Source organism: Nonomuraea sp. NPDC049378 (genome assembly GCF_055586745.1).
This window is the reverse complement of the sequence record NZ_JBVJHP010000010.1, coordinates 246,696-261,637: the sequence shown is the minus strand read 5'-3', so window position 1 is coordinate 261,637 and position 14,942 is coordinate 246,696. Positions and strand designations below refer to the sequence as shown.

At 70.8% G+C, this 14,942-nt stretch carries 13 protein-coding genes; 4 read left to right on the top strand and 9 right to left on the bottom strand.

The window, feature by feature from the left end; translation table 11 throughout:
- The first annotated feature begins 107 nt into the window (after positions 1-107).
- Positions 108-1,949 (top strand): glycoside hydrolase family 15 protein, encoded by a 1,842-nt coding sequence (locus tag ACZ6SA_RS23230; protein ID WP_465830267.1) that lies wholly within the window; start codon positions 108-110, stop codon positions 1,947-1,949.
- A 68-nt stretch (positions 1,950-2,017) separates the two neighbouring features.
- On the opposite strand, the gene ACZ6SA_RS23225 is transcribed toward ACZ6SA_RS23230, so the two are convergent.
- Positions 2,018-3,418, bottom strand: coding sequence for an MFS transporter (locus ACZ6SA_RS23225; RefSeq protein ID WP_347643377.1), 1,401 nt, complete (start codon positions 3,416-3,418; stop codon positions 2,018-2,020).
- A 119-nt stretch (positions 3,419-3,537) separates the two neighbouring features.
- A complete protein-coding gene (locus ACZ6SA_RS23220; protein ID WP_465830264.1) occupies positions 3,538-4,047 on the bottom strand; it encodes a hypothetical protein in 510 nt (169 codons plus the stop codon).
- Between the two features lie 527 nt (positions 4,048-4,574).
- On the opposite strand from ACZ6SA_RS23220, the gene ACZ6SA_RS23215 reads away from it, so the two are divergent.
- Entirely contained in the window at positions 4,575-5,096 is a 522-nt protein-coding gene (locus ACZ6SA_RS23215) for a DUF7144 family membrane protein (protein ID WP_347643379.1), read from the top strand.
- Positions 5,097-5,162: 66 nt separating this feature from the next.
- Here the strand turns inward: ACZ6SA_RS23215 and ACZ6SA_RS23210 are convergent, their stop codons facing one another.
- From ACZ6SA_RS23210 to argH, 7 genes are all read right to left on the bottom strand, one after another.
- Positions 5,163-6,302 (bottom strand): AI-2E family transporter, encoded by a 1,140-nt coding sequence (locus tag ACZ6SA_RS23210; RefSeq protein WP_465830262.1) that lies wholly within the window; start codon positions 6,300-6,302, stop codon positions 5,163-5,165.
- Between the two features lie 285 nt (positions 6,303-6,587).
- Complete coding sequence (locus tag ACZ6SA_RS23205; RefSeq protein ID WP_465830260.1) at positions 6,588-7,877, bottom strand: MmgE/PrpD family protein; 1,290 nt, start codon at positions 7,875-7,877, stop codon at positions 6,588-6,590.
- A 29-nt stretch (positions 7,878-7,906) separates the two neighbouring features.
- Positions 7,907-8,749: an ABC transporter substrate-binding protein gene (locus tag ACZ6SA_RS23200; protein WP_347643382.1), complete on the bottom strand. Its 843-nt coding sequence runs from the start codon at positions 8,747-8,749 to the stop codon at positions 7,907-7,909.
- Positions 8,750-8,757: 8 nt separating this feature from the next.
- Complete coding sequence (locus tag ACZ6SA_RS23195; RefSeq protein WP_347643383.1) at positions 8,758-9,510, bottom strand: amino acid ABC transporter ATP-binding protein; 753 nt, start codon at positions 9,508-9,510, stop codon at positions 8,758-8,760.
- Entirely contained in the window at positions 9,507-10,328 is an 822-nt protein-coding gene (locus tag ACZ6SA_RS23190; RefSeq protein WP_347643384.1) for an amino acid ABC transporter permease, read from the bottom strand. The genes ACZ6SA_RS23195 and ACZ6SA_RS23190 overlap by 4 nt, the downstream gene beginning before the upstream one ends.
- Positions 10,329-10,338: 10 nt before the next feature.
- Positions 10,339-10,905: a helix-turn-helix domain-containing protein gene (locus tag ACZ6SA_RS23185; protein ID WP_347643385.1), complete on the bottom strand. Its 567-nt coding sequence runs from the start codon at positions 10,903-10,905 to the stop codon at positions 10,339-10,341.
- Positions 10,902-12,320: an argininosuccinate lyase gene (gene argH, locus ACZ6SA_RS23180; protein ID WP_465830256.1), complete on the bottom strand. Its 1,419-nt coding sequence runs from the start codon at positions 12,318-12,320 to the stop codon at positions 10,902-10,904. Before argH ends, ACZ6SA_RS23185 begins: the two co-directional genes overlap by 4 nt.
- A gap of 106 nt (positions 12,321-12,426) precedes the next feature.
- On the opposite strand from argH, the gene speB reads away from it, so the two are divergent.
- Together speB and ACZ6SA_RS23170 are read left to right on the top strand one after the other, a co-directional pair.
- Positions 12,427-13,359: an agmatinase gene (speB, locus tag ACZ6SA_RS23175; RefSeq protein WP_347643387.1), complete on the top strand. Its 933-nt coding sequence runs from the start codon at positions 12,427-12,429 to the stop codon at positions 13,357-13,359.
- Positions 13,356-14,930, top strand: a complete 1,575-nt coding sequence (locus tag ACZ6SA_RS23170) for a thiamine pyrophosphate-binding protein (protein ID WP_465830254.1) — start codon at positions 13,356-13,358, stop codon at positions 14,928-14,930. Before speB ends, ACZ6SA_RS23170 begins: the two co-directional genes overlap by 4 nt.
- The last annotated feature ends 12 nt before the right edge of the window (positions 14,931-14,942 follow it).

The window sequence follows — 14,942 nt, the reverse complement described above, 5'->3', positions numbered from 1 at the left end:
GTGTCCCGTGGTTAGAGTGGAAAGTACTGCTCCGTCCCCTCGGCGGCCGGTCACCCGGCAGGCGTGGAGGCAGTCGCTCGGCACGCCCGGCGAACGACGGAGGAACCATGAACGACTACCCGCAGATCGCGGACCACGGCATGGTGGGGGACCTGCAGACCGCCGCGCTCATCTCCGGAACGGGCGCCATCGACTGGTGGTGCACGCCACGGTTCGACTCCCCGAGTGTCTTCGCCTCCCTGCTCGACAGCGAACGCGGCGGTTTCTGCCGGCTCGCCGTCGACTCCGGCCGCGTCGCCGGAGTGACCATCCGGCAGCTCTACCTACCGGACACCGCGATCCTCGTCACCCGCTTCATGGCTCCCGGCGGCGTCGGAGAGGTCGCCGACTTCATGGAACCGAACCCCTCCAGCATCCCCACCGACCGGCACCGTCTGGTGCGGGTCGTCCGGGTGGTCCGGGGCAGCCTGCCCTTCTCCTTCGTCTGCCGTCCCCGCTTCGACTACGGGCGGGCACCGCACACCCTCACCTTCCTCGATGACGGCTCGGCTCTTCTCCGTGGCCCGGGAATGGACCTGCACGTGCAGGTTCCCCCCTCTCTCTCGCTGCGCCCCGACGGCGACGACGTGACCGCCGACTTCGTCCTCCAGGCCGGTGAGACGGCCTTCGTCGTCCTGACCACCGAGAGCGGTGCCGGCGGGAGCGGCGGGCACCACGCGGCAGCCCCTCCGACCGCCGACGAGGTGCGCGCGAGCATCGAATCGTGCCGCGCCTTCTGGCATGACTGGCTGCGCGCGTCCCGGTACCGCGGCCGCTGGCACGATATGGTCAACCGTTCGGTGATCACTCTCAAGCTGCTCACCTACGCGCCCACCGGCGCGCCGATCGCCGCCGCCACGATGGGCCTGCCGGAACAGATCGGCGGCGAGCGCAACTGGGACTACCGGTACACGTGGGTCCGCGACGCGTCGCTGTCCGTCCGGGCCCTGATCGACCTCGGCTTCGTCGAGGAGGCCCAGGCCTTCCGCAGATGGCTGCGCGAGCGCCTGGAGGCCGGCGGCACGGCCTCGGGCGAGCCGCTGCAGATCATGTACCGGATCGACGGCGACCCCTACCTGACCGAGGAGGTCCTCGACCACCTGGAGGGGTACCAGAAGTCCGCGCCGGTCCGGGCCGGCAACGCGGCCGCCGACCAGCTCCAGCTGGACATATACGGTGAGGCCGCCGACGCCCTGGCCCAGGCCCAGGAGATCGGGGACATCCGTGGTTGGCGATCCTTCGCCGGCGTGCTGGACTGGCTGGCCGACGCCTGGGACCGTCCGGACGAGGGCATCTGGGAGACCCGCGGCGGGCGCCAGGACTTCACCTACAGCCGTCTGATGACCTGGGTCGCCTTCGATCGCGGCATCCGCATGGCCACCACCTACTCGCGCCCGGCCGATCTCGTCCGCTGGATGGCCACCCGCGACGCCGTCTTCAGCCAGATCGTCGACCGCGGATGGAACCCGCGCAGGCAGGCCTTCGTCCAGCACTACGCCACCGACGTGCTGGACGCCTCGCTCCTGCTCATGCCCCGCGTCGGCTTCATCTCCCCGCGTGACCCGGCCTGGCTGAGCACCCTCGACGCCATGGACCGCGAGCTGGTCAGCGACAGTCTCGTCTACCGCTACGATCCGGCCGCCTCCCCGGACGGGCTGCGCGGCTGCGAGGGCACCTTCAACCTGTGCAGTTTCCTCTATGTCGAGGCCCTCGCCCGCGCCGGCCGGCTGCAACAGGCCCGCTACGCCTTCGACAAGATGCTCACCTACGCCAACCACGTCGGCCTGTTCGCCGAGGAGATCGGCCCGTCGGGCGAGCAGCTCGGCAACTTCCCGCAGGCGTTCACGCATCTGGCGATCATCGCCGCGGCCGTCGCCCTCGACGAGCAGCTCGACCGCGCCGGCCGGTAGGCGGCGCGGCGCAGCCCAGGGCCGGAGGCCCGCGGACCGGGGGAGCCCGTACGGCACGGCCCGGCAGGCTATGCCGGGCCGGGCGGTCCCGAACCGGACGGGAGGCTGATGGCGGCGGCGAGGCCGATCAGCGCGAAGACCGCGAGAGCGATCATGGCGAGAGCGTAGGAATGTTCTCCCTCGGCCGACCTGGAGATGAGGATCGTGCCGACGATCGCCGTGCCGAACGACGAGCCGAGGTTGGAGACGCTGCGTGACAATCCGGAAATCTCACCCTGCAGTTCTTCGGGGAAGCTGGACTGCACGACGTTGACCGACGGGGTCAGCATCACGCCCACGCCGAGGCCGATCAGCAGCAGTCCCGGCGCGAAGGCGACGACTCTCGAGGACGCCCCGACCAGGGCGAGCAGGATGCCGATCCCGGCCACGGTCATGGCGAAACCCGCCGAGATCAGCGACTTCTGCGAATACTTCCTGGCCAGCCGCTCCGCTGCCAGCGACGCGACGAGGGCGCCCACGGTCGCCGCGGTGAAGATGACACCGGTCTGGATCGCGTTGTACCCGCGGACCGTCTGGAGGAAGACGGAGACGACGAACGACGTTCCCATGAGGATCAGCCACTGCATGTTCTGGGTGACGAGGCCGAGATTGGACGTGTGGTTCCGGAACAACCCCGTCGACAGCAGCGGCTCCCGCCCCGCCCGCTCCCGGGATCGGATGTGCAGGAAGAACCAGGCCAGCAGGACGGCCCCCACCGCGAGGAACGCCGCCATCAGCGCGGCGTCGTTGTCGGCCTGGAGGATCCCGAACACCACGAAGAACATGCCGACCGCCGACAGAACCGCCCCGGCGGCGTCGAAGGGGCGTTCCGGATCCGGCGCCACGGGGTCGACGAGCCCCCGGCTGAGGAAGAGGATGAACGCGACGACCACCGCCTGGAAGACGAAGGCGGCCCGCCAGTCGATCGCCGTCGCGATGAATCCTCCGATCAGCGGGCCCGCCGCCGCCCCGACGCCACCCAGGCCGCTGATCACGCCGAAGGCCCGGGCCCGCGACGGGAGATCGTCGTACGCCATCGTCGCGAAGATGTAGACCGGTGGGATCAGCAACGCCGTACCCACCCCTTCGAGCACCGAGTTGCCGAGGATCAGCACGCCGAGACCGGGCGAGAACGCGCTGATCAGGGCGCCGGCCCCGTACAGAGCGAGGCCCGCCAGAAAGCACCGCTTGCGACCCCAGCGGTCGGTCAGCTTGCTGGCGGGGATCATGAGCACCGCCATGATCAGCAAGAACAGCGTGATCGTGCCCTGCACGCCCTGCACCGTCGTGTCCAGGTCCTCGCCGATGTCGTTGATCATCACGTTCATGTTCGAGCCGGCGAAGCTGCAGATGAACTGGGCCAGGGCGAGGGGCGCCAGCAGCCTCCGCGACGAGGCGGCCGGGCCGTGGGCGGCGGGAGTCCTGGTCACCCTGCACTCCGTCCGCCGGCCGGCCGGCGCGCGTGCAGAGCACGGACCTCCCTCTTCCACCTGCGCATAGTCACCTCACATCGATCGGCCGGACCCGCCGGTCCGGCGGGCGAGCCTGGTCAGTGGTGGAGCACGGCCTTGAGCGCCACGATGACCAGTCCGAGCAGCAGGTTGATCAGGCTCGTGACCGCCACCATCCTGAGGGAGGCCCCGATCCTCACCGCCGCCGTGGCCGCCCAGCCGACCTGCGAGGCGACGGCGACCGCGAGAGCCAGCCATGCGGTGCCCTGCGCCCCGAGCCCCAGCAGCGGGCCGACGGCCACGGCGACGGCCGGCAGGACCGCCGCCTCGACGATCGGCCGCTCTTCCGAACAGGCCCTGCGGATGTCGGCCATGCTCATGGCCCGGAAGACCGTACGGGCACCGAACACCCGGGCGTACACGTGGGCGGCCCAGAACACGACCCCGGTGCCCAACAACAAGATGATCAGTTCCAGCCGGGGGAACCTGCCGAGGCTCCCGGCACCGACCACCACGGAGGCGGCCAGAAGCGATCCGTAGACGGCGCCGGTGTAGTTCCTGTGGACGGCGCCGGCCTGCGGATGAGCCGGCGCGTGCGGATCGGACAAGGAGCACCGCCTAGCGGGCGGCCAGGCGGTTCCGCACCGTCACGGCGGTGGCGGCATCGGGACAGGAGATGGCGACGAGGTTGCTCATGGGACGTCTTCTCTCTGGTCGGTGGTGTCACGATGAGGCAACCGCCCAGGACGGGCCGGGCGGCGGTGCCGGATCGGTGCAGCCGCGACCGCTCTCTTCTGCGGCAGGGCAGTTGTCGAAGCTGTCCATGCCTCTCCATATGTCCTGGTGGTCCCCTTGTTTTCGTCGGGCGAGCGCCGCGAAGAGGTAAAAAGTCCAAGGGGGAAAGATGCGTCCCGAGGCCCAAAAGCGAGGTTACGTCTCATTTGCACACTTTTGGGAGAAGGTGCGGAGAGTGCTGACGAGGCGGGGTAGATGGGTGGCGAAAGAGCGGCGCCGAGCGTGCTTCTGAGCGGCTCGACCGTCGCATTCTCGGAGATTGCACGGACGAAGCCGGCGTGCAGGCGCGGCCGCGAACGCGGACCACCTCCCAAGCTCCGCCGTGCGGAGGGAGCCGAGCATGGTAGACCCACGCCACGCGCGCACGCAGCAGCCGTCCCGGGACCAGATCCCGGAGCAGGCGACCCCGCCGCGCACGGAGACGGCCCGGACGCAGACGCCGCTCGCGGAAGAGGCGCCTCGGCCCACCGGCTGGGTGGGCTGGGTGATCTTCGCCGGCATCGGGATGATCATCCTGGGCTGCTTCCAGGCGATGATGGGCCTGGTAGGGATCTTCAACACGGACTTCTACCTCGTCACCGCCAACAACCTGGCGATTCCCGTCAACTACACGGCCTGGGGATGGTTCCACCTGATCATGGGTGTGGTCGTCCTCCTCGCCGGCGCCGCCGTCATGTCAGGCAAGACCTGGGGACGGGTGGTCGGGATCGTCCTCGCCTCCCTCCAGGCGCTCGTCAACTTCGCCTGGTTCCCCGCCTACCCGTTCTGGTCGCTGATCGTCATCGCCTTCGACGTCGTCATCATCTACGCGCTGGCGGTCCACGGCCGGGAGATGAAGTCCTTCGACAGAAGCGGCCTGTAGGGGATTTCACGCCGGGCCTGCGAGGTCCGGGCGCGAGCGCCGAAGTGACGCGGGTGCGCCCCCGCGTCACTTCGGCGGCGCCCGTTTCGCCGCCGGCGGTGGCGGCTTCTTCGCCGCGGCCTCCAGCACCTCCTGGCGCGTGACGAACGTGTCGACCAGCGAGAGCAGCATCGCCACCATGGGCACGGCCAGCAGCGCACCGATCGCGCCGAACAGCGACGCCCCCAGGATCACGGCCGCGAACGACACCCCGGGATGGATGTCCACCGCCCGGGAGCTGATCTTCGGCTCCAGCGTCAGGTTCTCCACCTGCTGGTACAACAGTCCCCAGCCCAGCGCCGCCAGGCCGATCCAGGGCCGGGGCGAGACCAGCCCCACCACGACCGGCAGGGCGACGGAGATGTAGGTGCCGATGGTGGGCACGAGCTGAGCGACCAGGCCCGTCCACGCCCCGAGCGCCAGCCAGGACGGCATGCCGAGCGCCAGGAACACCAGAGCCGAGGCGGTGCCGTTGATGGTGGCGAGGACGAGCCGGGAAGAGACGTACCCGCCGGTCTTGCTGGTGGACACGTCCCAGACGGTGACGAAGACCTCCTGGAACCGGCCAGGCAGCAACTGCGCGATCCATCGGCGCAGCCGCGGCCCGTCGGCCGAGAAGTAGAACGTCAGCAACAGCAGGGTGAACATGTTGAACACCGCCCCCACCACCGTCCCCAGCAGGCTGAGCACGCCGCTGAGCGCACCCTCGGCGTACTCGGCCGCCTGCTGCGGGGTCAGGTTGACGGAGGCGAGGATGTCGGAGATGTCATAACGCGTTCCGAGACGGGTGTTGAGCCATTCCACGACGCCGGTGATGATCCCGGGCAGCGCCTCCAGCAGTACCGCGACCTGCTGCACGAACAGGCTGCCGAACAGGAGGAAGAAGACCACCACGGCCAGGATGAACAGCGTCATCACCAGCAGCGTGGCCCTCCCGCGGCTGGTTCGCCGCGACAGGCGGCGCACGGCGGGCTCCATGGCCAGCGAGAGGAACCACGCGATCACCAGCATGGTGATCAGCGACCCCGCGTCGATGAGCACGAAGCGTACGAAGAGCACCACGGCGACGACGGCCGCTATGCCGAGCCCGGTGCGCCAGACGTCTGCGGGCGCGATCAGCACCCGCACCGCGGGCGCCTTCTCGCGCGGCACCACCGGCTTCTCCATGACTCTCCAAGGACTCGGCGCCACACCCCTGCGTGGACCGCGCGGCAATCACTGCGAACGGACGTGGCCGGCCGGGGAGGCACCGGACGTCGACCTCTTGGGCGTGCCCGGCATCGAGGACGTGGTCCCGGTCACGCCGGACGCTGAGGTGACGTACTCAACGTACAAGGGCCAGGCGCTCCAGCCGGGCATTCTCCGGCCGGTCGGCTCGTCGGCACGCGCGGCCCGGCAGCCAGGGCGGCGCGGCCGGCGCTCGCCGCGGGCGCCATCCGCTCCGAGACGGCGTCACAGGAGCGGGAGAAGGCCGCGCGCGTCCGGGCGGGAGTCGAGGGCCATGACCTGATCCGCCAGAGGTGTCCGGCCCGGCGCGAGGCCGTGGAACTTGGCGAGCAGCCGCTCGTCGGAGAGGGGGTTGGTGGGAGAGCCGAGCGGGTCGCTCACCCTGGCCCGCCGGACGGCGCCCGTGGTCGTGGTGACGGTCAGGGCCGGCTCGTCGATGCCGCCCATCGTCGGGTCCACCTCCAGGTCGATGCGGTCCATGAGCTCGGTGGCCCGGGGGTCGCCGCGCCGTTCGGGGGAGTAGGCGGCCAGGTCGGCGTCGCCGTACAGGATCCTGGCGGCGATGGCGTACGGCAGGCTCAGCTGCGCGCGGGGAAGGGTGGTCGCGTCACGGCCGCCGCACATGCCGGCAACGAGCGGGCTCAGGCGCACGTGGATACGGTCGATCTCGCCGGCGTGCAGGTCAAGGCCGCCGATCGCGTCGATGGAGGAATGGGTGCTGCGGCACGACGCGTACGGCTTGATGGAGCAGCGCGAGATCCGCCACGCCGTGCCGAGGTCGCGGGTCAGGGCACCGGGATCGGCGCCGGCGCCCGCGTAGGTCCGCAGGAAGCCGCCCCACACGTCGTCGAAGATCCGGCCGGGCCCGCTCGTGCCGGACGCGGCCAGCAGTGCGGCGGTCAGCCCGCCCTCGGCGGCGCGGCCCGCGTGCAGCCGCTTGCTCGCCGCGCCGTCATGCACGAACGCCCACAGGCCACCGGAGAAGCCGGCCGCCAGCCCCAGCGCGTGGGCGGCTCGCGCGCTGTCCAACCCGAGCAGCCGCGCGCTCGCCGCCGCCGCGCCGAACGTGCCGCAGGTGCCCGTCGAGTGCCATCCGGTCTCGTTGTGCGCGGCGTACCCGCCGCACGCCTCCAGCGTCCGGCGGGCCACGTCATACCCCAGGACGACCGCCTCCAGCAGCTCGGAGCCGCTGACCGGGCGGTCGGCGAGGCTCAGGCAGGCCAGCGCGGCGGGCACCACCACGGCCCCGGAATGATCGCAGCCGCCGGTGTCGTCGAGTTCGAGCGCGTGCGCCGCGACGCCGTTGAGCAGTGCCGCGTCGCGCGGCGCCACGGCCAGGCCGGTTCCCCAGACAGGTGCGTTCCCGGGCGCGGCCAGGCCGGGAGCGGGGGAGGAAGCGCCGGCCATGGCGGCGCCCAGCGTGTCGAGGAGGTGCCGCTTGGCCCGCTCGATCACGTCGCGTGGCAGCCGCGGGGGCTCGGCGACGACGGCGGCGAGCGCCCGGAGGGGTGTCACGTGGGCGGCGTCCTCATGGGCCGGCGTCCTCACGGGGCGGCGGTCCCGTTGAGGGTGACCTGCTTGATGGCGTTGCCCTTGAGGCCCCACTTGTCGAGCAGGCTCGCGTAGGTGCCGTCCTGCTGCAGGGCGCGCAGTGCCTTGACGACCGCGTCGCGCAGGCGCGGGTCCTGCTTGGCGAATCCCATGGCCTGGTTGACCTCGGTGAACGGCTCGCCGATGAGGTGGAACTTGCCGGGGTCCTGCTGGGAGATGTAGGGGAGGGTCTCGCTGCCCTGGACCGCGGCGTCGACCCTGCCCTGGGTGAGCTGGGTACGCGCGTCCGCGGAGCCCTCCGTGCCGACGACCTTGATCGGCTTGCCGGAGCAGTTCTCCTTGCTCCACTTCTTGATCTCTCCGGGGAAGGAGGTGCGGCGGCTGGCCCCCACGGCCTTGCCGCACAGGCTCTTCGGATCGGCGACCTCGCTCGTGGAGAAGAACTGCGCGCCCGAGCTCAGGTAGCCGACGAGGTCGAGCGTCTCGCGGCGTTCCGGCAGGTCGCTCATCCCTGAGAGGATCATGTCGATCCGCCCGGTGGTGACCGCGCTCTGCAACTGCTCGAAGGACGTCTCCTGCCATTTGACCGTGACTCCGAGCTGCTTGCCGATGGCGTTGCCGAGATCGATGTCGAAGCCGGTGAGCTGGTTGGTCGAGGGGTCCTTGAACTCCAGCGGCGGGTAGTTGGGGACGTTGCCGACCACCATGGTCCCGGACTCGGCGATCTTCGGGGGAAGCCCGCCGTCCGACGCGGTCGCGAGGTTCTTCGGCGCCTGCGCGGTGCAGGCGGTGGCGGTCAGGGCGAGGCAGGCGAGCAGAAGCATGGGACGGGACAACGGAACTCCTAGAGAACTGCTGAGAGGAAGGTCTTCGTACGCTCGTGGGCGGGGTTGACCAGGACCTGGTCGGGGGGTCCCGTCTCGATGACGCGGCCGTCGTCCATGAACACCACCTGGTTCGCCACCTCCTTGGCGAAGCCCAGTTCGTGGGTGACGACGACCATGGTCATGCCGGACGCGGCCAGGTCGCGCATGACCGCGAGCACGTCGCCGACGAGCTCCGGGTCGAGCGCCGAGGTGGGTTCGTCGAACAACATCAGCCGCGGCCGCATCGCCAGCGCGCGGGCGATCGCGACCCGCTGCTGCTGCCCGCCGGACAGGGTCGTGGGGTAGGCGCCGGCCTTGTCCTCCAACCCCACCCGCTCCAGCAGCTCCAGCGCCCGCGTCCTGGCGGCGTCGCGCGGTTCGCGCAGCACCCTGATCGGCCCCTCGATCACGTTCTCCAGCGCGGTCATGTGCGGGAACAGGTTGAAGCGCTGGAACACCATCCCGATCGGCCGCCGCTGCCGGGCGATCTGGGCGTCGCTGAGCTGGTGCAGCTTCCCGCCGCGCTCGACGTGGCCGAGCAGCTCGCCGTCGACCCAGACGGCGCCCTCGTCGATCGTCTCCAGCTGGTTGACGCAGCGCAGGAAGGTGCTCTTGCCCGAGCCGGACGGCCCGATGACGCACAGCACCTCACCCGCCGCCACCTCGAGCGAGATGCCCTTGAGGACGTGGTGGGCGCCGAAGCGCTTGTGGACGTCGACTGCCTTGATCATTTCTTCACCCCTCGGGAGAAGCGGCGCTCGATGACCATCTGGCCCAGGCTGAGGATGGTGACCACGATCAGGTACCAGAACGTCGCCACGAACAGCAGCTCCATGACGCGGTTGTTGGCGTAGTAGATGTTCTGGGAGCTGTGCAGCACCTCCTGGTACTGGATCGCGCTGGCCAGAGACGTGAGCTTCACCATGCTGATGAACTCGTTGCCGATCGGAGGCAGGATGACCCGCATGGCCTGCGGCAACACGATCCTGCGCAGCGTCTGGAAGCGCGTCATCCCGACCGCCTGCGCGGCCTCCGTCTGCCCCTGGTCGACCGAGAGGATGCCGCCGCGCACCACCTCGGAGGTGTAGGCGCCCTGGCAGATGCCCAGCCCGAGCAGCGCGGCCACGAACGGGGTCATCAGGTCGACCATGCGCGCCTCGACGATGCCGGGGATGACGACGTAGGGGAAGACCAGCGCCAGGTTGAACCAGAGGAACAGCTGCAGCAGCTGCGGCGTGCCGCGGAAGATCCACGTGTAGAGGTACGAGACGCCGCGGGTGACGGGGTTCCGCGACATCCGCATCACCGCGAACAACACGCCCAGGGCCACTCCGAGGATCATGGCGAGCACGGCCATGACGAACGTGTTGACCACGCCGGTCAGGATGGCCTGCGCGGTCAGATACCGCCCGACCACGCTCCACTCGATCTGCGCGCCGGCGAACGAGGAGACGATCGCCACGAGGACGGCCACGACGACGATCGCCGCCACGTAGCGGCCGTAGTGCTTGCGCGCCACCCGGGGCAGGTGGGCGACATCTGTGGACATGTGGATCTCCTCACGAGCGAGAGGTCAGTGCGGGTGACAACACCCACAGAACTCGGGTGATCTCGTCGCCGGGGTTGGTGAAGGTGTGGGGAGTGTCGCCGGGGAACAGGAACGAGTCGCCCTCGCGCATCTCGACCCGCTCGCCCGAGGCCTCGATCGTGAACAGTCCTTTGAGGATGTGCACGAACTCGATGTCGACGGGAAGCGCGTACGGCTCGTGGCCCGACCCGCCGCCCGGCTCGATCTCACTGAGCAGGACCAGCAGCCTGCGCTCGTCCTTCGGCGTCAGCTGGTACTCGGTCATTCCGCTGCCGCCGAACTCGAGCCTGGCCCGGCTCTCCGACCTGACCAGCCGCCCGCTGGAGCCGTCGAACAGGTCGGCCACGTCGAGGTCGAGCGCCTTGCACAGGCGCAGCAGCGAGGCGACCGAGATGGACACCTGGCCGCGTTCGAACCTGGACAGGAAGCCCTTGGTGAGCCCGGCCCGCTCGGCCGTCTCGGTCAGGCTCAGCCTGCTCCGGCGGCGCAGTTCGCGGGCCCTCGGTCCGAGACTGGGGGAGTCCGGGATCGAGATCACGTCGCGGGTCCCCGGTAGGCGCGGGCCCAGGCGCGCTGCCGCGCCAGCAGGTCGGTGAGGCGGTCGATCTGCTCCAGGACCCGGTCCGGCGAGGTGGCGCCGTAGCCGGTGCGCGCGGCGAGTGCCGCCTCGACGGTGAGGTGCGGGCGCACGTCCGGGGTCAGCCGCGCGTCCACCGCGGCGAGGTCCTCGTCCGGCAGTTCGTGCAGGTCCAGCCCTTTGTCCTCGCACATCCGCACGAGCGCGCCGGTGATCTCGTGGGCCTCGCTGAACGGCACGCCGCGGCGCGAGAGCCAGTCGGCCACCTCGGTGGCCAGCGTGAAGCCCTCGGTCGCCTGCCTGCGCAACTCGTCGACGTTCACCGACAGCGTGCGCACCAGCCCGGCCATGGCGGGCAGCACGATCGTGAGGGTGTCCACGGTGTCGAAGACGGCCGCCTTGTCCTCGGACAGGTCCCTGTTGTAGGCCAGCGGCATCGCCTTCAGCGTCGCCATCAGGCCGCCCAGGTTGCCGAGCAGCCGGCCGGCCTTGCCCCTGGTGAGCTCGGCGATGTCGGGGTTCTTCTTCTGCGGCATGATCGAGCTGCCGGTGGCGAAGGAGTCGTGCAGCTCCACCCAGCCGAACTGGCGCGAGGCCCAGGTGGAGATCTCCTCGGCCAGCCGCGACAGGTTCACCCCCAGCATGGAGGTGGCGAACAGGAACTCGGCCACGTGGTCGCGACCGGCGACGGCGTCGATGGAGTTCTCGCACGGCCCGTCGTAGCCCAGCTCCGCGGCCGACAGCTCAGGGTGCACGGCTATCGCCGAGCCGGCCAGGGCCGCCGAGCCCAGCGGGGAGCGGGCGGTGCGCCGGTCCCAGTCCTCGAGCCGGTCGGCGTCGCGGGCGAACGCCTGCGCGTGGGCCAGCAGCTGGTGCCCGAACACGATCGGCTGGGCGGGCTGCAGGTGGGTGAAGCCGGGCGCCGCGGTGCGGACGTGCGCGCGGGCCTGCTCCACCAGGCCGTCCTGCAGCTCGGCCAGGGCCAGCACCAGCTTCCTCGCGTGATCGCGCAGGTACAGCCGCAGGTCGTTGGCCGTCTGGTCGTTGCGCGAGCGACCGGCGCGCACCTTGCCGCCCACCTTGCCCAGCCGCTCGACCAGGACCCGCTCCAGGAAGGTGTGCACGTCCTCGTCGGAGCCGTTCGGACCGACCCGTCCGGCGCGTACGTCCTCGTCCAGCGTGTCGATCTCCGCCAGCAGCCGCTCCGCCTCGGCCGCGTCGAGGATCTCGGCTCTGAGCAGCTCACGGACGTGGGAGCGCGAGCCCGCCAGGTCGTAGGCGGACATGCGGAAGTAGCTGTCGGGCGCGCGGGAGAGAGCGAGCAGCGACGGATCGGCGGGCGAGCGGAAGCGTCCACCCCAGAGCTGTTCGGACAACGCGGTTGCCTTCCGGTAAACGAAGTTTTCCGACATAGTGGTCTGCGTTGCCAGGGGTGTCAATAGCACCTCTTAAGCAGAAATATGCCGTTAACGAGGGAGTTTCATGTTTCAGGGACCCGTCGACGCCTCGCAGGTCCCACGCTTCGCAGGTCCCGACACCTATGCCCGGTTGCCCCGCCTCGACCAGGTGGAGCGGGCGGATGTCGCGATCGTGGGCGTGCCGTTCGACAGCGGGGTCTCCTACCGTTCCGGCGCCCGCTTCGGCCCGGCCGCGGTGCGCCAGGGCAGCAAGCTGATCAGGCCCTACAATCCCGCGCTGGACGTCTCTCCGTTCGCCGACCTGCAGGTCGCCGACGCCGGGGACATCGCCTGCAACCCGTTCGACATCGGCCAGGCCATCGACACGATCGAGCAGGCCGCCGGGGGGTTCGACGCCAAGCTGGTCACCATCGGGGGCGACCACACCATCGCGCTGCCGCTCCTGCGTGACGTGCACCGCAAGCACGGGCCGCCGGCGCTGCTGCACTTCGACGCCCACCTGGACACCTGGGACACCTACTTCGGGGCCGAGTACACGCACGGCACGCCGTTCCGCCGCGCGGTGGAGGAGGGCATCCTCGACACCGAGGCACTCAGCCACGTCGGCACCAGAGGACCGCTGTACGGCAAGGCCGACCTGGCCGAGGACCGCAGGCTCGGCTTCGGCATCGTCACCTCGGCCGACGTCATGCGGCGCGGCCCCGACGAGATCGCCGACGCCCTGCGCCAGCGGATCGGCGACCGGCCGCTCTACATCTCCGTCGACATCGACGCGCTCGACCCCGCCCACGCCCCGGGCACGGGCACCCCGGAGGCGGGCGGCCTGACCAGCCGCGAGCTGCTGGAGATCCTGCGCGGGCTGTCGGGCTGCAACCTGGTCGGCGCCGACGTGGTGGAGGTGGCCCCCGCCTACGACCACGCCGAGATCACCTCGGTCGCCGCCGCGCACGTCGCCTACGACCTGATCAGCCTGTTCGCGCTGGGGAAACGGACATGAGAACCGGGGGAGACCTGGTCGCCGAGACCCTGGCCGCGCTCGGCGCCACCACCGTGTTCGGCGAGCCGGGCCAGCACGCGCTCGCCATGTTCGACGCCCTGCGCCGCTCCCCGCTGCGCTACGTCGGATGCCGCACCGAACTGGGCGTCGCCTTCGCGGCCGACGGCCATGCCCGGGCCACCGGGACGGCGACCCCGTTCCTGGTCTCCACCGGCCCCGGTGCGCTGGCGACCCTGCCCGCCCTGATGGAGTCGCGCCTGGCCTGCGCCCCGGTGGTCGGGATCTCCAGCCAGATCCCGTCCGACGGGCTGGGCGGCCGCAGGAAGGGATACCTCCACGAGCTCCCCGACCAGGCGGGTTCCTTCCGCGGCGTGGCCACGTCGGTCCAGGTCGTGCGGGCGGCCTCGCAGATCCCGTCCGCCCTGGCCCAGGCCTGGGAGGCGGCGCTCAGCGTGCCGCAGGGCCCCGCGTGGGTGGAGATCCCGCAGGACGTCCTGCTCGCGCCCACGGACGTCCCGGTGGTGGCCGGCCCGAGCGTGTGCCCGCGCACGCCGCAGCCCCGTGCCGAGCTGGTACGGCAGGCCGTACATGCGCTCGACTCCGCGTCGAACCCCGTCATCCTGGCCGGCGGCGGGGTCAACCTGTCAGGGGCGGGGCCGGAGCTCCTCGCCCTGGCCGAGCGGCTGCGCGCGCCGGTGGCCACCACGTTCTCCGCGAAGGGTGTCTTCCCCCGCGAGCACCCGCTGTCGCTGCAGTCGTGGCTGGAGGACCGCTTCGTCACCGAGTTCCTCGAGGAGGCGGACGTGCTGCTGGTCGCGGGTTCGGGGCTGGGGGAGCTGTCCAGCAACTACCACACGATGCGCCCGCGGGGGCGCGTCGTCCACATCGAGGCCGATCCGGGAAAGCTGGAGGCCAACACGAGCGGTTCGCTCGCCGTGCACGGAGATGCGAAGGCGACGCTGGGCGCGCTCGCCGCGGCGGTGCGGACCAGGGAGGGCGACGGGCGCGCGGAAGCGGCCGTGGCGGACGTGCTGCGGCGGGTGCGCGACCGGCTCGCCGGCCACGAGCAGGAGTTCGCGCTGCTGGAGGCGATCCCGTCCGGCGTGCCGGCGTTCTGGGACATGACCATCCTCACCTACTGGGCGTGGTCGGCCTTCCCCGGCCACATGTGGTCGGCGCAGGGCGCCGGCGGCCTCGGATACGCGCTGCCCGCCGCGGTCGGCGCGGCGGCCTCGGGACAGCGCACGCTGGCGATCTCGGGCGACGGCGGCGCGATGTACGGCCTGGCGGAACTCGCCACCATGCGCCAGCACGGCCTGGACGTCACCTGGCTGATCGTCGACGACGGGGGCTACGGCATCCTGCGGGAGTACATGACCGGCGCGTTCGGCACGCCTACCGGCACCGAACTGGCCAGGCCGGACTTCGCCCGCCTGGCCGCGTCGTTCGGGGTCGCCGCCCGCGACGCGACGCCCGGTTCCCTGGCCAAGGAGCTCGCCGACTCCCTGGCCGAGCCGGGGCCGAGCGTCGTGGTCCTGCACGCCCGCCCCCGCATGTTCGCCCCGACCTAGGAACGACCGGCG